The organism is Nitrosomonas sp. Is37 (genome assembly GCF_033063275.1).
Lineage (GTDB): Bacteria > Pseudomonadota > Gammaproteobacteria > Burkholderiales > Nitrosomonadaceae > Nitrosomonas.
Genome location: NZ_JAWJYP010000023.1, coordinates 12627 through 33003 on the forward strand (window position 1 = coordinate 12627; position 20377 = coordinate 33003).

Here is a 20377-nt window from a genome sequence, read left to right on the forward strand (position 1 = left end):
TCATTCCTCCGCATACCATCTCTCTTCAAAGTCTGCGGAACACCGAACAATTTATTCAAGGAGTTGGGTCCATTATCCATTTCCACCCTACCAAACATATTTTAGAAAGCACATGACTGACGCCACCAACTCAAAATAAAGGTATAAGGTGTTATATATTAGTTTTGGGATCTTTATCCGAGTTCCAAAATTAATAATGGATAGAAGTCAGAAATTCATAGTGGATTTTCGATCCACACGCTGCTGAATTGGTACTTAAAATTTATAAAGTAATCGACTCTGACCCGCTCTTATTTCATGGTTTTGCGGTAATTCAATTGATCTTGTAATTAAATTCTATGCATAGCACTGACTATGTGCCAACATGATTTTGGCTCAAGCCTACCTCAATTGATAAGTAAGTAACGAGCGGACATTGATAAAGGGATCGTTCTCACTGGAAGTTGCCGGAGGACGTGTTATCCATAATGGACTATAGAACATCCCCACACTAAACATAAGCTTGTCGGTCAAGGGATAAGCAAAGCCGGCGCTCATTGAAAACGTCCATGTTTCAGCCTTTATACGATTTTTATTGATAACGCCGAAAGTCGGAGCGTTAACATTGACTTGTGTGTCAAGAAAATTTCCCGCTACGGCAATATAAGGAGTCAACCCCCCTAATTTTTCGATACGATATGCACCGCTAAGCTCAAATCCTGCATAGTTTTGGATCGCCTTATCCGCTGATTTCCCTTCACAGCCAGCAGGATTCTCAGGGGAACCTGGCTCGAAATTCATATCATCTCCAGAACAGGTAAATGCCCCTACCACGTTACCAATCTGTCCATACAGCCGCATCCCGATACGCCAGGAATCATGCTCATACAAGGGGCGCTCCAGCGCGAATGCAAACAGGTTTGGTTTGAGCCCGAAAATTTTGATAGGAGGCACATAGGATAGGGTCAAGGCAAATTGCCATGGAAGTCCAATAGTGACGCGCGGCCGAGCAAAAATAGGTGATTTGTTCAGATCTTCTACCTTCGTGCCACTGAGACCAACCCGTCGTTCCTCGGTGCTGAGTTGGGGAAGCCAGTCCAATTCAAATCCAACTTCGATCGAACCAAACTTTCTGCTACGCGGCACACTGAGTCCGGATAGAAGTGTGGCAGTCGTGTAATAATTCATCGCCCATGCTTCGGGACGATTGGACTCAAGAAACTCGGTATTCCTTATAACTTCCTGCGCCAGCGTTTGACTGCTCGAAAAGATAATGAAGAGGGAAGCAATACAAATCAGACAACGATAATGACTTAGCAGCAGATAGAAGTTTATTAACAGGAAGTTCATAGGCTAAGGCTCCATTGCGCATCGAGGAACAGCTGAAAAATAAGATCGTCATGGGATATAGGTAAATAAACCCTCTTTTTCCTAAAGTAAATATATGTAAAGCCGGGTTGCGCTTAATAATAAACAAACCACAATACCTAATTCTATTTCATTAGTTGCATTCATTATTTCACTTATGAAAAAGAAATAAAATAAATTGGCTCCTGACAAGCATCATCCCAAAGCAGACGTGCGCACTCAGGATGAGTAGAAAAAAACTTCGAGGTCGTCTAATCTGATAAGTTCGCTATTTAGCAACATGCTTTCCATTACCGATATCTTTTACTAAAGCGCCGAAAGAATAAATATTTAATATATTCGGTCACCACCACATAAAGCCCTGTAATGGCCAGAATGGCGCCCAGCACTGGCCCTGGGAGAGGAACAAAGTCGAATAGGGTACCGATAGTCAGATAGGGCAGCACTAACGTGAGGGCAACAATAATTGCAGCGCTCCATATTAGAAATCGTCCCGGTTTACTTTGATAAAACGGTTTGTGCGAGCGAATGACAAACAGAACGAGCAATTCGGTGAGCAGGGATTCCACAAACCAGCCGGTACGGAAGATTTCTTCCATTTGACCTACCAAATAAAGCAATAAACTAAAAGTGATAAGATCGAACACTGTACTCACCAGCCCGAAGGTAATCATAAAGTTCCGAATCAATTTGATATCCCAGCGGTGGGGCGTGCTTTCCCAATCACGGTCCACATTATCGCCAGCGATACCTATAGACGGAATATCGGCTAAGAAATTGTTAAGCAGTATTTGCTTGGCTAGCAGCGGCAGGAATGGCAAAAATAATGAAGCCAGTGCCATACTGACCATATTGCCAAAATTTGCGCTGGTCGTGATAAAGATATATTTCAGTGTATTGGCAAAAGTATGGCGACCTTCATCAATCCCCTGGCACAGCACCTGCAGATCATGTTCCAGCAGAACGAAATCTGCTGCTTCCTTAGCCACATCCGCAGCCTGATCTACTGAAATCCCTACATCGGCGGCATGTAGTGCTGGGGCATCGTTGATGCCGTCGCCGAGATAACCTACCACATGCCCGGTTTTTTGTAGCGCGGTAATAATGCGTTCTTTTTGATTAGGATCGACCTCAGCAAATAAGGTAGTATGTGGAGCCAGATGCCACAGGGCTTCGTCATTCAAGTCTGCCAACTCGGCACCGGTAATGATATGCTGCACCTTGATGCCGACTGTCTCAGCCACATGACGGGCGACGTACTGATTATCACCTGTGATAATCTTAAGTTGCACCCCAAGTCGCCTGAGTGCGTGCAAGGTTTTGCTGATATTTTCCTCTGGTGGATCGAAGAACAACAGGAAACCAACAAAAACCATCGCCTGCTCATCGTTGCGCGTATATCCTCTATCAGGCATTACCGATTTTTGCGCTATACCCAAGACGCGATATCCCTGAGTACTCCATTCGGTAAAGCGTTGCAGGATAATTCGATAATGTTCATCGGTCAGTGGTTCGATTGTCGTGGTTGTCTGAATCTGATCACAGACCTCCAGCACATTCTGCAAAGCGCCTTTACAGATCATCAATGCCGTTGCCTTCTGTTCATGACGCACAACTATACTCAGACGCCTGCGAACGAAATCATAGGGTACTTCATCCAGCTTGTGATAAGCCGAAAAAGCCATGCCGCTTTGCTTTCCAGCTACAATGATTGCTTCGTCTAGCGGATTAGCTAAGCCTGTCTGTAACTGTGAGTTGAGATAAGCCAGATGCAGCACTGCTTCACAAGGGTGGCCACTTGTATCCAACGCTTTATCTAACTGCACCACTCCCTTGGTTAAAGTGCCAGTTTTGTCAGCACAGAGCACGTCCATACTGCCCAGATTCTCGATTGCATTCAGACGCTTGACAATGACACCATGGCTAGCCATCTTTTTAGCTCCATGCGCTAGGGTGATGGTGAGAATGGCGGGCAACAATTCAGGAGACAATGCTACCGCCAGAGCCAGAGCAAATAATACCGTCTCGATAGTGGGATGCTGGAGAACGATATTGATAGCCAGCACTGCAATCACCATTACCACCATGATGCGCACCAATAAAGCACCAAAATGACGCAATCCACGCTCGAATTCGGTTTCTGGCGGGCGCAACGCCAAGGTTTCAGCGATGTGGCCGTAATTCGTTTCACGACCAGTGTGCACAATCAAGGCAGTCGCAACACCACTCCGCACTGAGGTACCCATGAAAACACAATTATTGCAATCGACGAGACTAGCATTTTCCGGTGAGATACCTGGGCTTTTTTCCACGGGGTAAGTCTCGCCAGTTAATATCGCCTGGGATACATAGAAATCCTTTGCTTCCAGTAAAATCCCATCAGCTGGAATCAAATTCCCTGCTGAGAGAAGAACAATGTCGCCTGGTACAATTTCATCTGAGGGTATTAATAGACTTTGGCCATCACGCAGAACTGTTGACTTGATTGAGATCTGTTGCCTCAGTTTTTCTACTGCATGAGTGGCGCGATATTCTTGAATAAAACTGAGTACTGCAGTAATCAGCACAATACCTAGCACAATCGAAGCATCGAGCCAGTCATGCACGATGAGTGCAACAATTGCCGCAAAAATTAAGATCAGGACGAGGGGACTGCGGAATTGATTCAGAAACAGCTGAATCGCTTTGCTGCGCCTATGATCAGCAATGAAAGTATTGCGACCATTTTGCCGCAAACGTTCCGCTGCAGTTGCTTTATCGAGTCCCTGGCGATTGCTGCTCAAGAGTTCGAGCATCACGTCGATGGGTTTACTCCAGTAATTGGATACTGCATGATCATTTTTCATGGAAACCACCCAAATATCTAAATGATAAAGCTTGTTAGCAACAACTCTCAATGCCAAGGTTTGTAGCAAAAAAATTGCCTACTTCCAACACATTGACCCAATGTTTAAACTCTTGTAACTGATGAATTATGCTGCTCTATTAGTGACACTTCAGCAAGAAGATATTTTCCAGTAATTGACTCAACCCACCTTCTCGAAAGTATTAATTCTGTGTTGAATACCGATGCAGAAGTTCACTGACGGGGCAAATCGTTAAAAATAAATGAAATAGTTTTCACAACCTCAGCTCTTAGCATGCATGAGTAAGATTGACACAACCTTAGGATTGTGGCTCCCTTTTTTAAATTCGCAATGATATTGACATCCTTGATTATCCCATCTAAAGTAACGCAGCGTTACTAGGTATTAAAATTGAAAGTCCTCAGAAAAACATAAACAAGATTCACTGCTAACCATGAATAATCGCCCTGGATGATCTACAAATATCCAAGAGCATTTGTTCTGTTGGCTAAGATGCAAGCCGTTAAAGTCCTCACCAAAAAGGTGGACGCAATTTCACTAAAACGTTAATTTGAATGGAGGGAAATAATGATAAAGACAACCAAAGCATTGTGTGCGAGTTTCGTACTTGGATTGCTGTTAGCAGGTACTGCCCAAGCAGCGGAACAAAACTTCAAGGTCATTGTTAACGCTTATGACACCAATATTCCTGAGCTCAATGTCGAAGGGGTGACAGTTAAGAACATTCGTGCTTTTAATGTTCTCAATGAACCTGAAACACTGTCTGTCCATAAAGGTGCCACAGTAAAGATTACCGTAGAAAACAAATCTCCCATCAGTGAAGGATTTTCCATTGACGGATATGGTATCCAGGAAGTGATCAAAGCAGGAGAAACCAAAACGATCTCTTTCGTAGCAGATAAAGCCGGTGCCTTCACCATTTGGTGTCAGCTCCATCCTAAAAACATCCATTTGCCAGGTACATTGAACGTCCTGGAATAATGAGTTAGTTGGAGTCTGTGAAAAAGCATTAGCACACTCTAACCAATCATTTACCGTTATCGTAAGGCCGGATTCAATCCGGCCTTACTTTTTGTACTAATAAATCTGAAAAGCTGTCAAAAAAACAAAGGAAAATACAACATCAGGTTTTTTTATTACCCATTATTTTTCTCTTCCTGATTTTCCCCCATCGTGCTCAAATGACTTACTGATCGCGGTAAGCTCTGCCAGTCGTGCTGCTACCTGGTGATTGATACTGCCTTCAGGATATTCTCCGTTAGCATCAGCTTCACCCGCTGGCACGCCAGTCAGCAATGTGATGGCTTGACCGACATTTTCTACGGCATAGATATGAAATTTACCCGCGGTTGCAGCCTCGACCACATTCTGGCGTAGCATCAGGTGTTGGACATTGGTAGCAGGAATCAATACGCCTTGTTTGCCTGTTAAACCACGTGCAGCACAGATATCAAAAAATCCTTCGATTTTTTCGTTGACGGCACCAATTGCTTGTGCCTGACCGAGCTGATTGACTGAACCGGTGATCGCCAATGACTGGTTAATCGGGACATTCGCCAGATTGGAAAGCAATGCGCACAATTCGGCTAATGAAGCGCTATCCCCTTCGACCATGCCATAAGATTGTTCAAACACAAAACTAGCGGATAGTGCCAGCGGCTGATTTTTTGCATAACGTGCAGCAAGAAAGGAGGAAAGGATTAACACGCCCTTGGAGTGAATCGCCCCTGAAAGCTCAACTTCACGCTCAATATTAATCAGTTCTCCCTTGCCAAAGCGGGCAGTGGCAGTAATTCTGGTCGGCTGTGCAAAAGCAAATCCGCCTAGCTCGATCACCGAAAGACCATTGACCTGACCTGTCACCGCACCTTGCGTATCGATCATCAAGGTGCCGCGCAGAATTGCCTCGTATAGCCGGTCTCTCACCCTATCCTGGCGGCGAATCTGGGAATTGATCGCCTGCTGGACATCACTTGCATGCACCACCTCATGGCTTGCCTCGCGCGCCCAGTAATCTGCCTCATGCAGCAAATCGACAACGCTGCGCATATGTACCGAAAGTTTTTCCGAATCGCCCACCAGGCGGGCACTATGTTCTATCACTCTAGCGACGGCATGACGATCATAAGGCAATAACTTCTCTTTGCGTGTCAGTGTAGAAATCAGTTGTGCATAAAGCATATGGGATTCTGCATTACGTTCGATCGTCTCTTCGAAATCTGCTGCTACCTTGAACAGCTCATTAAATTCCGGATCGTATTCCTGCAACAAATAATAGAATAAACGATCACCAAACAAAATGACCTTCACATCGAGTGGAACCGGTTCTGGCTCGAGTGATACAGTACTCACGAGACTGTATAGCTGTCCCAGCGATTCGATATGAATCTTGCCCGACTGTAACGCCCGTTTCAACCCTTCCCAGGCAAACGGCTGCATCAGCACTTTGCGCACATCCAATAACAAGTAACCCCCATTGGCCCGATGCAATGCCCCAGGTTTAATCAGCGTAAAATTGGTAACCAACGCCCCAAACTGAGCAATATGCTCCACTCGCCCAATCAGATTACTATAAGTCGGATTATCCTCACTGATGATCGGCGCACCTGGTTTTTTATGGTTTGTAGCCAGCACATTGACCTGGTAATTATTAAACGTCTGATGGGTGATGATCGTCATACCGGAAACATTGACGGATTCATCAGGTTTGTGGAAATCATCCACATGCAACACCATATCCTGCTGCACCGCATCGAGATAATCGAGCACATCAGGTAAATCAGCATAGATCGCACGCAACTCGTTAATCATGTGCTCGACGATAGAGAGCATGATATCGCGATTTAGCTGCTTGATTCGCTCACTACGCTCGCGACGACGCTGGGGCAGATGGCTTAGAATCTTTTCCAGATGCGCTTGCAATTCAGTAATGGCAGCTTCTATTCGATCTTTTTCCTCCGGGGGCAGTTTTTCGTATTCTTCTGGTGGAATCACTTCCCGGTTACGACTTGGCGCCAGCGCAAACCCTTCAGGTGTGCGCAGCAAAACGATCTTCTTTTTCTCAGCTTCTTCTCCTAATTCCCTTATCTCCCGTTCCCGCAGCTCATTAAACTCTTGCTGGATGGCGCTCACCTTGTTTCGGTATTCTTCGCTCTCAAACTGCGCTGGAATGGCACTGCGCAAATAATCCACCAGTCGTTCCATGTGTTGCCGCAATTCCTCTCCTCTGCCAGAAGGAAGCTTAAGCACCTTCGGTCTGTGCGGCTGGGCAAAGTTATTGAGATAGCACCAATCCGACGGCTCAGGTTCCTTGCTTGCTTTTGATTCAAGGAATTGCTGGACTAAGCTGCGCTTACCCATCCCGGCTGGGCCAAGTACGAACAGATTGTAGCCTTCCTGGCGAATGCCAGAACCAAAGTACACTGCATCCATTGCACGTGCCTGACCGATAATCTCCGTCAGATCGGGCAGTTCTGCTGTTGTCTGGAATGTGAACTGATCAGGGTCACATGATATATATAACCGTTGCGGTTCTAGCGGGAGAATAGTTGTCATTGCTTTTCTTTAAAAAAATCAGATAAAAATAATGCCACTCTGGTTACACCCAGTCTGAAAGTCTGAAAAGAGTGGCAACGAAATTATCAACAAAATAGCACATTATTTTACTGGATGAATGCTCGCCGCCAATGGCATATCGGTCACTTAAAATTTACTTACTTTCTTGATACTCGGCATCCACCACTTTACCTCGAGGGCCAGACCCGCTTGGACGTGGCTCACCTGATGAGGTATCAACATTAGGAGGCGGCTCGGGTTCTTCCCAGCGAGTTTCTGCATAAGGACCTCCTTTGGGCGCCTGACCTGATTGCGCGTAAAGCGTCGCACCCGCTTCTTTGAGCAGCTTCTTGAGTGCTTCTGCCCGTTCAGTAGCCAGCGCAACATCTTTCTTGACGAATGCTTCCTTAGTTTCACGCAAGGACGCTTCCAGGCGTCTCTTCAGATCGTCAGCCAATTTATCGGCAAAATTGGCAAGCATCTTCTCTGTTTCATAACAGGCTGCATCTGCTGCATTGAGCTTTTCCGCATCTTCACGCCGCTTCTTGTCCACTTCGGCATAACGTGCCGCATCATCCACCATACGTTTCTTGTCCTCTTCCGACAACCGTGTTGAGCCAGTAATACTGATGGATTGTGATTTACCAGCGGCCAGATCTTTCGCTGAAACACTCAGAATGCCATTTGAATCAATGTCAAAGGTTACTTCGATCTTCGGTATCCCTCGTGGCGCAGGAGGTAATCCCTCCAGATTGAATTCGCCTAGACTAACATTATCCGCTGCCATGGGGCGTTCCCCCTGAAAGACGTGGATAGTGACACTGGTCTGCATATCGGCCGCCGTGGTAAACGTTTCCGTCTTTTTTACCGGTATGGGGGTATTGCGTGCGATTAACGATGTGGCAATTCCTCCTAATGTCTCCACGCCTAATGTGAGCGGTGTCACATCTACCAGCACGATGCCGCTCACTTCTCCTGCCAGTACGCCGGCCTGAATCGCTGCACCTGCTGCCACACACTCCATCGGATCAACGCCCATCTCCGCCTTGCGCCCGAAAAGCTCCTCGAAATAAGCACGTACTACTGGCATACGCGTTGGTCCACCCACAAATACGATGCGATCTACCTCACGCGGACTAATGCCTGCATCATGCATAGCCTGTTCGACCGGGTGACGACAACGTTCTATTACCGGCCGTATCAAACGCTCAAGTTCCGTACGGTTCAAATCCATTTCGAGATGGCGGGGCTCCCCAGCCACCGAGGTCAAATACGGCAAACTGATATGCGTGGTCACGCTGCTGGTCAATTCGATCTTGGCTGTTTCTGCCGCCTCTAGCAGGCGTGCTGCTGCTTTACGGTCAGCCCGGACATCCACTCCGGTCGCCATCTGGAAACGCTCAGCCAGGTGTTCGAAAATACATTGATTCATGTCCGTGCCACCGAGCTGCGTATCGCCACTGGTTGCTTTTACTTCGAACACGCCCTTGCCAAATTCCATGATGGTGACATCTAGCGTACCACCACCCAAATCGATCACAGCGATGCGCAATTCCTGACCCAGCCGATCCAAGCCATAAGCCAATGAAGCAGCAGTCGGCTCATTGACTAGACGCACTACCTCGAGGCCAGCAATGCGACAGGCATCCTTGGTTGCTGCCCGTTGATTGTCGTCAAAATAAGCAGGCACCGTCACGACCGCTTTTTCTACCGGTTCACCCAGAAAGGCTTCGGCATCACGTTTGATTTTTTGTAACAGAAATGCAGAAAGCTGCTCTGGCGTATATTCCCGATCCCTGAGACGGATGACCTCACGTTTGCCCATTTTGCGCTTGAAAGCAGCCGCCGTTCCCTCAACATTCGCTGCCATCTGACGACGAGCAGGCTCGCCGACGAGAATTTGTCCATCACTAGTCAGTGCAACATAACTCGGAAATGCCTTGCCACCGAGACTGACACCCTCAGCGCTGGGAATGATAACGGGACGCCCCCCTCGCAAGACTGCTGCTGCCGAATTGGAAGTACCTAGATCAATACCGATGATTGCCATATGACCTCCTTCGTATCTAATTCAGTAATAAATAATCGATACGCTATAACCACATGATACTTTATCGAACCACATTGTGAATGTGTTTATAGTACTAAATGACACCATGCCTCTCAACAACGACGCCCACCGTTGACCAAAGGGGACATAGCATTATTGTTTTACTCAAGAAAGTGAGAGTCAGACCAAAGGATAAAACCGGAACAAGCAAGAATGCGAGCCTTTCATCCCGAGCTTTCTCAGGCGACGTTGTTATAATCGCTCAAAGTCTGTCATTTCATCTTTTCTTCGAGATACTCTTTCAATGCTACGGCATTATTGTGATTAGTATCTCGCGAACTGTAGATCAATGTGACTGTTCCATGATGAGCAGCGGTAACAAGGGATTTCCAGAGTCCTTGCTTGGAATCTAATTCAGCGAAGTACCGTTTACGAAAATCATCCCATTTCTTCGGATCGTGAGCAAACCAGCGGCGTAGATCATCGCTAGGTCCAATATCCTTCAACCATTCGTCCATTTTCAAGTCGGTCTTCTTGATACCCCGCGGCCACAGACGCTCCACGAGAAAGCGTAGACCATCAGCGGTTTCTGCTGCATCATATACACGCTTCAACTTGATCATTTCTCAATCTCACATGATTGTGCACAAAGAAAACAGTTGGTCATAAGCCGCCTGCTCAGACAGCAGATCAATTTTTCAAAACTCCACAGAATACCTCAACATTCTCACCCTGCAATTCACAGAATACTCTAGAGCACCATCCTATAGAACGTCATCATGCACTGGAAGCTGCATATGCGCCACGGCATATGGTTTCCCAAAGTAAGTGTAGTTCACGATAACAACGCCATCGCTCGCGCAACCACATTTTCAACACTGAATCCAAGCTCATGCATCACGGTTTCGCCTGGAGCCGAAGCGCCAAATCGATTCACGCTGATGATATCACCAGAATCACCGACATATTTGCACCAGCCAAAAGGTGCAGCAGCTTCAACCGCAAGCTTAGGTATTCCAGGCGTCAAGACGCTTTCCCGATACTCGCGTGGCTGTGCATCGAACAACTCCCAGGATGGCATCGAAACCACGCGCGATTGCACATTCTTTTCAATCAACATCTCGCGAGCTTGCAAGATGAGAGAAACTTCAGAGCCTGTTCCGATCAGTATCAAATCCGGCCGAGCTGCCTGCGCCTCCGCAAGAATATAGGCTCCTCGCTGCACACCGGATACAATGGGATAGCAGCTTGGATCAAGAACGGGCAACTTTTGTCGACTCAGTACCAGCGCCACAGGGCCGCGATGAGATACGGCAACTTGCCAGCACGCACGAGTCTCGTTGGCATCAGCCGGGCGCATGACGATAAAACCCGGGATAGCACGAAGACTGGCTAGTTGTTCCACAGGCTGATGCGTGGGACCATCCTCGCCAAGACCAATACTGTCGTGAGTAAAAATAAATATGGAATGAGTCTGCATCAGCGCAGCCAACCGTATTGGTGGACGCATATAATCAGAGAAAATCAAGAACGTCGCGCCGTACGGCAAGACTGCGCCATGAAGCGCCATGCCATTGACGATTGCCCCCATCGCATGCTCGCGGACACCGAAGTGGATATTGCGGCCACAGAACTGATCAAAACCAAAGTCGCCATAGCCCATCAGCGTGGTCTTCGTGGATGGATTAAGATCTGCTGAACCTCCGATTAATACGGGTAACTTTTCCGCGAGTACATTCAGGATCTTTCCGGAGGCGTCTCGTGTGGCAATCTGGCCTTCTTTTGTCGAAAAAGAAGGAAGATTCTCGTTCCAGCCGTTCGGCAGCTCCCGCTGCAACAAGCGGCGAAATGTAACCGCCAGAGCCGAATGCTCTTTCTGGTAAGCATCGAGCATCTCATTCCATTCCTTCTCCCAGTTGGCACCCTTCGTTATTGCTGTTTGAAAATGCGCTTGTGCTTCTTTAGGAATATAGAATTCCGGCTCCAAGGGCCATCCGAAATTTTTCTTTGTCGCTTTCAATGCCTCCTCACCGAGCGGCTCGCCGTGTGCACTGGCGGTGTCTTGCTTTGGGCTTCCATAACCCACATGCGTTCGAATCAAGAGCAGGGAGGGCCGAGACAATTCGCTACGTGCGGCGTTGATAGCTTGTTCGATGGCGTCAATGTCATTGCCATTGGCAACCGACAGCACATGCCATCCATATGCCTCGAAGCGGTGCTGAACACTCTCGGTAAATACCAGATCGGTGTCACCCTCAAGAGATATATGATTGTTGTCGTACAGGTAAATCAGTTTACCTAGGCCTAAGGTTCCTGCCAGCGAAGCCGCTTCGGAGGAAATACCTTCCATCAGATCTCCATCCGATACGATGGCATAAGTGTAGTGATCGATAAGCGGGAAACCTGGCCGATTGAAACAACTGCTCAAATGACGCTCTGCGAGAGCCATCCCTATTCCCATTGCGAACCCCTGCCCCAGCGGACCGGTTGTCGCTTCCACCCCAGGAGTTTTGCCATATTCCGGGTGCCCTGGTGTCTTCGATCCCCATTGCCTAAAATGCTTCAGGTCGTCGAGTGAAAGATCATATCCCGTTGTGTGCAAGAGCGCGTAGAGCAATGCGGAGCCGTGTCCAGCCGACAACAAGAAACGATCACGGTTTAGCCATGAAGGATTTCGCGGATTGTGCCGAAGAAAGCGTGTCCAAAGAACGTAAGCCATGGGCGCTGCACCTAATGGAAGCCCCGGATGACCAGAATGTGCGCGCTCAACGGCATCGACAGCCAGAAAACGCAGAGTATTGATGCAAAGTTTATCTAGAGAATTCACACAACCTCCTTTAGGACCATTCTGGTGAGCAGCATCACACCTATGATGGCTCACATCAACACCAACCCCAGTTTTGATATTCTGATGCTAAGCGACGGCAGCTTGAAGGATGTGCTGCACGTCCGGTCTTATTATGCCAATTAATTCAAGTAAGCCTACAATCGCGCTGGCGAGAATAACGATGTATGGCTTGACTGCATTGGCGAAGCTGGTGACTGCAGACTACAAACATAATGTAACTCACGGGAAATAAGAATAATAGTCCCCTTTTATTAAACTCTGATGTTTCAATAGATTATCGAGATACGCTAGTTAAGAAAATACGTGCAAACACATAGGAATAATCATGATTGGCAAGCGATCAAGAATTCTTTTTTGACTCAAGCTACCTCATGCATCAAAAGTTCAGGTACCTTTTTACATTTTAAATAAGGTATTTTCAGCGCCATCATCACTTATTCCATTTCTAAATCAAACCTAACTTTGTCGGCTTCACCTTGCCGTATTATTTATACTGTCTGCGGCTCACCTTCGTGTCATCTTTGATTTAGGAATGGAATTACTTGTGCTTTGCAGCATAAATATTCGAATAGTAACGTGCAAGAGGGACAGCTTATAGCTCTAATCGATAAAAAACTGCTTCAGCACCTTGATCATATACTCATGATCCTGCACGCCAGCGCTTTCCCGGATGCTATGCATCGCCCACATCGGGCAACCGACATCGACACTGCGTATGCCAAGCTTCGCCGAGGTAATCGGCCCGATCGTGCTGCCGCAGGGCAGATCTGAGCGGTGAGAGTAGCGTTGATAAGGAATACCGGCTTTCTCGCACCAACGAATGAAGCACGCAATGGAGACACTTTCGGAGCTATAGCGGCGGTTCGCATTGGATTTGATCACCGGGCCTTTGTTGACGAATACTTTATGATCCGCGTCATAGGCCGAAGGAAAGTTGGGGTGATAGGCGTGAGCCATATCCGCGCTAATCAAAAAGCTGTGAGCCAGTGCGCGCGCAGTGTCCTCGCGATCCGGGGATATCGCGAAACTGATCCGCTGCAATACATCAGTTAAGAAGCTGCCAGCAGCGCCGATATGGCTTTCGCTGCCGATTTCTTCATGATCAAAAAACGCGCAGACCAGGGTACTTTCAGCATGACTCAGCACGGTCTCATCTAGCAAGGCGAGCAGCCCAGCGTGGCAAGAGGCCAGATTATCGATCTGGCTGTTGGCGTAAAATTCCTGATTTCCACCCCAGAGCGTGCCTTTTTGGGTATCGTAGACTGCCAGATCCCAGGATAGTACTTGCGAGGCACTGATGCCTGTCGCCTGTGCCAGCAGCGCCAGAAAATAAGGCTGGGGCAGTTGATCGCTGGTCAATTGCGTGAGCAGCAGTGGCAATTCATTTTGTTTATGCAGCTTCAGGCCGTCTTCATTGACCCCACGGTTCATGTGAATCGCCAGATTCGGTAGACGCAACAGCGGCCGCTCGAAGCGCACCAGTTTATACGCGAGATTTCCCTGCCCATCGACATAGCTGACCCGCCCGGCCAAGCTCAAATCACGATCAGTAAAGGTCGCGAGGATCGGCCCACCATAAATCTCGACACCAAGTCGACCGAGACCATCGCTTACGGTCGCGGCATTTGGCCTGATCCGTAATCCCGGCGAGTCGGTATGCGCGCCGACAATCTTAAAACCCGCTTCGGCAGGCGCTTTGTGTCCTAGCACAAACAACACGATTGATGAATCATCGCGCACTACGTAATATCGCCCGCCCGCTTGCAATTGCCATTTAGCAGTTTCGTCGAGCTGGACAAACTGAAGTGCCTTAATCGCTGCTTCGATTGAGGCAACCGCATGCCATGGGCTCGGGCTGTTGTCGATGAAATTTAGTAAATGCTGCGCGTACTGTTGAGCAGTCATGATTTATAATCTTAAATTCCTCTGTTGAATTTTATGATGAGAACAGCTGAAACCTAATACTGCAAACGGCTTCTGGTTAAAAATATTAACTGCCCCCTTAGTTGCCATAACCAAACTGAAGTATGGCAACGCTTTCAGCTGATTTTGATTATTTCATTAAAATCTAACCCAACTAGTGATACTAAGAATCTCCCAAAATACCTTAATCTATAGGATTCTTGAACAATTAAGAGATTTCAACTGAGGAAAATAGGATAATTCTATTCAAATACTTATATTAGAAACAAACACTTTTTTAACTTAACATAAAGCTGAAAACTTAATCAAACATGCTGCTAAGAAATTAACAAGGAATGCGTTTTAAGTTGCATCAATAAACTAGCAATGAGAGGCATTTTTATCTTTAGGATACTTAATAAGAAATGTCAGTTCAGAAATGTAATGAGCAGCTAAGTAAGTTCGAAGAATCCGTAAGTGTTTCCAAGTAATCGAGATTGGGTCAGAGTAGCCAAGCCAAGATTTCCAAGAATTCTAGCAATCTCTTGCATAATTAAACAAGACAGGTTTGCTCTCGGCCTTTAGTTGTCATTAATTTGTGCGAAATGCCAATGATGCAGAACATTGCTCACTTTTGGCATTAAGTATATCCAGTTTCGGTTAGAAAAGAATTTTCTGCGAGAAATTTATTCGCCAAATCTCGAATACTTAGCCGAACACTTCGCGCGTGAGCTTTCTTTTTCACAATCTGACAAACGTCAGCATGTGATCGATCATTTTCATAAGCGATGTCATAGACAGCATAGCCTCTAACAGGTCTCCCATCTTCCTCTGACAAAACAGTTATATCGCGAATATCTTTACAAGCAAATCGAATAGCACCAGCAAATGATCGTGGTGGTCTATCTGGATTAAGCTTATTATGATTCTCAACTCGATTATTCGCAATTTGAATAATTTGCTCTTCAGATGTGTATTTCAAGCGGTTTACTGACATACCTTTGTTTGATGCATCATCAAATGCCGTAGGGGTTAAAGTGTTTGTTTCTTTGTCATAATGAATAGGACTCAAAATTTGACGATACAAAAACTCATCATTACTAACAGGACCGGGCGAGTGCTCACTCGCGACTTCAAGCTCCCATCTGAGGAGTTTATCTTGTTGAATATCTTGAAGAAGTTTGCATATTTGCGTATTTCCACAATGTTGTGAGAAAAAATCAATACACTTCATGTACTATCAAAATCTATGCAGAGAGCGTATTCCCCACTGGGCTCAACAACTCACCTAATGTGTCAAAAAACCAACTAGAATTGACAGTTGCCACGTCTATCGAATCGATAAATCTTTCTTTTCCCGTTGACCGATCGCGAGAAAACATTGAAAGTGTGTGATCGGATTCAAACTGGATATCGATATACATGAATGTATCATCCCAATACAAGCCAATCGTGCCATCGCTAGAAACCATCGCTTTTGGCAGTGGAAAAATAGCTGGAATCGAAGCAACAAAATCAATAGCTAATTTAATATCGATTGATGAGGGTGTTACACTATCAGGCCCATCCCAACCCGGCTCTAATTCAGAATAACCGTCTAATTGGGAAAAAACATCGCTAGCGGTATTTATAACAGGAATTTCTTCGTTATGCGGTATGGTGAAATCAGCAATGGTCGATCCCTTTATTGTATTCTCACAATAAAGCTCTTTACTTATTATTGAAGTTACAAGTCGCTCATGTTTTTTTGTTTTATCAGAACTCCAATTTGGTATAGCAGTTGCTGGCAAAGACAAAGATGCCAAAAGTGCAACAGTCGATAGCAGTTCCATTCTTTACTCTCCAATTTTGTCTACTAAATGAATCTTTTTGCAGACTTCCTGGGTCAATAAGCTTCTCAAAATGTCTTTATTATGAACATGCAACACATCTTGAACTTTTCTAATTGATTGTAAATACGTTTTGGTTGCTAATCTCAATGGGCTATTTAACGTAAATTTATGAGTAGTAGTAATATGAATTTCTCGGTCACCTAAATTGTCAACTGTATTAACATTTACATTGTCCAAACAACTTCCATCCAGATCATCTGCTAGTTGTTGTATTACATATCCGTGGTGGCAATGCCACAAACCCTTTTGATCAAACACGTTTGGAGCAAGATAGGGAGAATTATCAGTAAAGACCTCACGTAAATTCAAATTTTCCGGATTATCTTTCCAAGTAAACATATCAGTATACTGAAGCGCGATAATGCTTATCGACTTTTCCTTCAGTATCGCAGGTAACACTATTTTGATATAACGCATAACGACTTCAAGTGTCGGTGCCCATCTGTCATATTCATTAATTATAATTAAAAAATTAGAACGTGAAACATTGAGCTGGCTAACAACATTACCAAATTTTCCTTTTCGCTGAAATGTCATACCGCCAAGCTGGTCACCTCCAACCTGCTGATCAGACTGGGTATTGTTAAATCTTGGTCCAATGTTGATCTTAACCACTTTTTGAACAGCAGCCTCTGGAAAATGAGATTTTAGTTCTGGGGCAAGTTTTTGGATCTCAGTCAAAGCGTGATCTGTCAATTCTCCTTGCCATTCCAAAGCAAACACAACGCTCTGAATCGCATGCGATTTGGCAATTGGAATTAAGTAATCTAGGTTCATAAATTATTTATAACAATTACTTAAAATTTGCACAACCTAAGGTTATCATGCAAAGGCTTTCATATATGACTTTCAAAGTTATCATTAATTCAATAAGTTGAAATTGTGTATAAGAAAAACAAATACTTTTTTAACTATACGTAAAGCCAGATATTTAGTCAAACACGCTACTGAGCGATCAAAAAATTTTGTTTTATGGAGTATTATAAAGTTAGCAACGAGAAGCATTTTTGCCTTTTAGACGCAAGATACGTAACGAGGGAACTCAGAAATAGAAAGAGCAGGGAACAGGGAAGCGATTTAAAACCCAGCAAGTTCAAAAAATTCGTAGGACTTTCCAGGTGATCGAGGCAGTATACCTTGGTAAGCAGCACGCGTATAACGCAAACCCATTGTACCGGATGAACGCTAAGATCGAGTACCGAACCTTTACACCACATCGAGGTCTGTGGTGTACAGCACATGCGGCGCATTAAGGAATACGCCCTACGCGCTGAACAAATCAAGTAAAATAAAAATAAGTAGCTAGAAAATATGTATAAATAAATCGACTTCATATTCCACGCAGCCACGCCATTTTTTGCCGTCGACAGGAAAGATGTATTGAACGAATAAACTTCATCCAACAGAATCTTTTAAAAATTCAAAAGTAGCACCCTATAAACCCTTTCTGTTCATTTTTACAGGAGATATTTGATGAACAAATTATTTTTATTGCTATCCCTTGTTGTTCTTACTGCTCTTTTTACAGGCTGCTCAAAACAAGAAGGAACTGCAGAGCAAATGGGTAAAAAAATGGACGAGTCTATAGAAAGCAGTAAAGAAACTATTGATGAAGCTGTTGAGAAAACTACTAAGAAAATTGAAGAAATTGGTGATACTTCCAAAGGTCCCGCTGAACAGGCAGGCGAAAAAATAGACGAAACTGTGAAAAGCCTGAAAGATACTATAGACAAAACTGCTGAAGAAGCTGCAGAAAAAATGAAAGAAACCGGCAGTTCGTTAAAAGAAAAAACTGCAGAAAAATTTGATGAAATTGGTGAGGCTGTTGCTGAAACTGCTGAACAAGCAGGCAAAAAAATAGATGAAATTGTAGAAAGCTTGAAAGATACTTTAGACAAAACTTCTGAAGAAGCCGCAGAGAAAATGGAAGAAACTGGCAGTCCATTAGAAGAAAAAGCTGCAGCAAAAATTGATGACATTGGTGAGGCTATTGAAGAAACTGCTGAGCAAGCAGGTGAAAAAATGGATGAAACTGTCGAAAGCTTGAAGAATACGACGGATGAGGCTTCTGAAGAAGCCAAAGAGGAAATGGAAGAAGCTACTAGTAAGTTAAAAGAAAAATCGGATGATGCTGGTAGCAGTTATTAATCAGTAGTATTGTATTTCCCCTACTCATGTAGGGATCTTTATTGATCTCTTTAGGTTTGATTCCCCGCTATGTACAGCGGGGAAACTTTATTAGCAGGAATAATCTCCTCATTCAAGGATAAGGATTGACGCTTGCGTTAGTCTATAAACAATCAAGTCTCAATTTTCCCAAACCAAACAGACTGCTTAGTCAGAAACTATTCAGGTAGTATTTAAATATTAGGTGTCTGTAGCTAACCTAAGCCGAGCAATTAAGAAATTGTCGGTTTATAAATCAAGCTTACCGTTTTGATTGGATTACAAAACGCTATGCGATCAAAAAATTTGTTTTATGGGATATTAAAAAATTAGCAACGAGGAAACCCGGAAGTAAAAAGAACTGGAAACAGGGATGCGATTTAAAATCCGGCAAGTTTAAAAAGTTCGTAGACCTTTCCAGGCGATCGAGGCGGTATCCGCTTGGGTAAGCAGCATAAAAGATGCATTAAGGATTACATCCTCCGCACTGGTGACGGGTTTGAACGATCACAAGTCGATATATTTACCCGGACGCCCTTCCCGTTTTCCGTGCTGCTGATAATGCTCCCAACCTGAGGCGAACATACCTACTTTGACCGCTTCGGCCACGTCCGGATTTTGGCTCAGATACCAGGCATCGTCGAAATCCGATTGAACAAGAAAATTTCCTTGCGGGAAGGGATGCAGGGTAACCCTGAAGCTTTTGATCAGATCAAAAAACCGCCGATTGTCCTCCGCATTGGGAAAACAGACACCATCCGATTGTTTACTGACTTGCAGTTCAACGGTAAGCACAGTTTCGTCGTGATGGATTACCTTGATATGGCCGCTTGTTTTAGGATCCTTCTCCATTCCATTTTCGGAGACAACAAATCGAACCACCAAGACACCATAATTTTGACCAAAACCATTGAGAGCCCGAAGAATCGGATCAAAACGGTTGAGCCGAAAGGGTTGGAAAGTCACCATCAACAGCAACGGGGGCGGAGAATGTGCCAGAGCAGCTCGGAAACGCTGAACGGCACGTTTGAAATAAGCATGGTCTTTCGCAGAATCCGGTGAATGGTGGTTAAACATAAACCGGACTCCAAACTTATCCCGATAGAATCGGTGATCGCAAGAAATCGCTTCCGGTGACTGCCGTAATTCCAGCGGAACCGGCTCGTAGTATTCTGGATCCAGAAACAAGTTGAAATCGTCTTGCAAGATGTGGGCGGTAATCCCCGGGGAGGAAAAAATCCAATCGAAAGGACCTGAAAATGCGCGATATTCGACTTCCCGCAAGATTTGGGCAGAATGACAAAAACTCCCCAAGGAGATCGCTTGCGAAAATTGCCTACCGGCCCAGAGCGGCGCCAGGCAATTACTCTGGGCAGGCAGAAAGGAAGGATTATCGTCGCTATTGGGTAAGATAGTTTCTATCGGATGAAAAACCTGCATTCCGGTTTGTCCTCGATCATCATTTGCGTAGCGTATAGAAAAAATAAATACCCTTTTTCATATAAAGTGAAAGTATCGGAAACCGGATGAAGTGTCAAACACACTGAAAAACGATCAGAAACTCACAAAATTTGCATTTTATCAGCAACAAAAAGTGTTGGTTTTTGATCCTTTTTGCCTTTCAGACGCAAGACACCTAGTCAGAATATTGAGTACATTCAGAAAACGCATTAATAAAAATGAAAATCAGCTTGGGATCAGGTGGGCTCGAAAAGATTGTGGATTTGTACAAGTACTCTGGGCAGCGCTC

Annotated in this window: 13 protein-coding genes; 2 read left to right on the plus strand and 11 right to left on the minus strand. The window is 45.2% G+C overall.

The genetic code is table 11. From position 1 onward, the window contains the following. Positions 1–381: 381 nt before the first annotated feature. Together R2Q26_RS11045 and mgtA are read right to left on the minus strand one after the other, a co-directional pair. A complete protein-coding gene (locus R2Q26_RS11045; protein WP_317536326.1) occupies positions 382–1329 on the minus strand; it encodes a hypothetical protein in 948 nt (315 codons plus the stop codon). A gap of 308 nt (positions 1330–1637) precedes the next feature. Next, a complete protein-coding gene (gene mgtA / locus R2Q26_RS11050) occupies positions 1638–4193 on the minus strand; it encodes a magnesium-translocating P-type ATPase (protein ID WP_317536327.1) in 2556 nt (851 codons plus the stop codon). Between the two features lie 588 nt (positions 4194–4781). Here mgtA and R2Q26_RS11055 point away from each other — a divergent pair. Beyond that, on the plus strand, positions 4782–5195 hold the full coding sequence (locus R2Q26_RS11055; RefSeq protein ID WP_317536328.1) for a nitrosocyanin: 414 nt from the start codon (positions 4782–4784) through the stop codon (positions 5193–5195). A 162-nt stretch (positions 5196–5357) separates the two neighbouring features. Here R2Q26_RS11055 and R2Q26_RS11060 read toward each other — a convergent pair whose 3' ends face one another. The 8 genes from R2Q26_RS11060 to R2Q26_RS11095 all read right to left on the minus strand — a co-directional run bounded on the left by R2Q26_RS11060 (position 5358) and on the right by R2Q26_RS11095 (position 17238). Next, positions 5358–7769 carry a Lon protease family protein gene (locus tag R2Q26_RS11060; RefSeq protein WP_317536329.1) on the minus strand — a complete coding sequence of 804 codons (2412 nt, stop codon included), beginning with the start codon at positions 7767–7769 and terminating at the stop codon, positions 5358–5360. A 154-nt stretch (positions 7770–7923) separates the two neighbouring features. After that, positions 7924–9819, minus strand: coding sequence for a molecular chaperone DnaK (gene dnaK / locus R2Q26_RS11065; RefSeq protein ID WP_317536330.1), 1896 nt, complete (start codon positions 9817–9819; stop codon positions 7924–7926). A gap of 272 nt (positions 9820–10091) precedes the next feature. Next, entirely contained in the window at positions 10092–10442 is a 351-nt protein-coding gene (locus R2Q26_RS11070) for a DUF488 domain-containing protein (protein WP_317536331.1), read from the minus strand. Between the two features lie 212 nt (positions 10443–10654). Beyond that, positions 10655–12646 carry a transketolase gene (gene tkt, locus R2Q26_RS11075; RefSeq protein WP_317536332.1) on the minus strand — a complete coding sequence of 664 codons (1992 nt, stop codon included), beginning with the start codon at positions 12644–12646 and terminating at the stop codon, positions 10655–10657. Between the two features lie 621 nt (positions 12647–13267). Continuing rightward, positions 13268–14572, minus strand: coding sequence for a M18 family aminopeptidase (locus tag R2Q26_RS11080; RefSeq protein WP_317536333.1), 1305 nt, complete (start codon positions 14570–14572; stop codon positions 13268–13270). A gap of 637 nt (positions 14573–15209) precedes the next feature. Continuing rightward, positions 15210–15803 carry a hypothetical protein gene (locus tag R2Q26_RS11085; protein WP_317536334.1) on the minus strand — a complete coding sequence of 198 codons (594 nt, stop codon included), beginning with the start codon at positions 15801–15803 and terminating at the stop codon, positions 15210–15212. A gap of 13 nt (positions 15804–15816) precedes the next feature. Continuing rightward, on the minus strand, positions 15817–16401 hold the full coding sequence (locus tag R2Q26_RS11090; RefSeq protein ID WP_317536335.1) for a hypothetical protein: 585 nt from the start codon (positions 16399–16401) through the stop codon (positions 15817–15819). A 3-nt stretch (positions 16402–16404) separates the two neighbouring features. After that, on the minus strand, positions 16405–17238 hold the full coding sequence (locus tag R2Q26_RS11095) for a TIGR04255 family protein (RefSeq protein ID WP_317536336.1): 834 nt from the start codon (positions 17236–17238) through the stop codon (positions 16405–16407). A 696-nt stretch (positions 17239–17934) separates the two neighbouring features. Here R2Q26_RS11095 and R2Q26_RS11100 point away from each other — a divergent pair. Next, positions 17935–18609, plus strand: a complete 675-nt coding sequence (locus R2Q26_RS11100) for a hypothetical protein (protein ID WP_317536337.1) — start codon at positions 17935–17937, stop codon at positions 18607–18609. Between the two features lie 525 nt (positions 18610–19134). Here the strand turns inward: R2Q26_RS11100 and R2Q26_RS11105 are convergent. Then, positions 19135–20067, minus strand: a complete 933-nt coding sequence (locus R2Q26_RS11105; RefSeq protein WP_317536338.1) for a DUF1796 family putative cysteine peptidase — start codon at positions 20065–20067, stop codon at positions 19135–19137. Positions 20068–20377 lie beyond the last annotated feature (310 nt).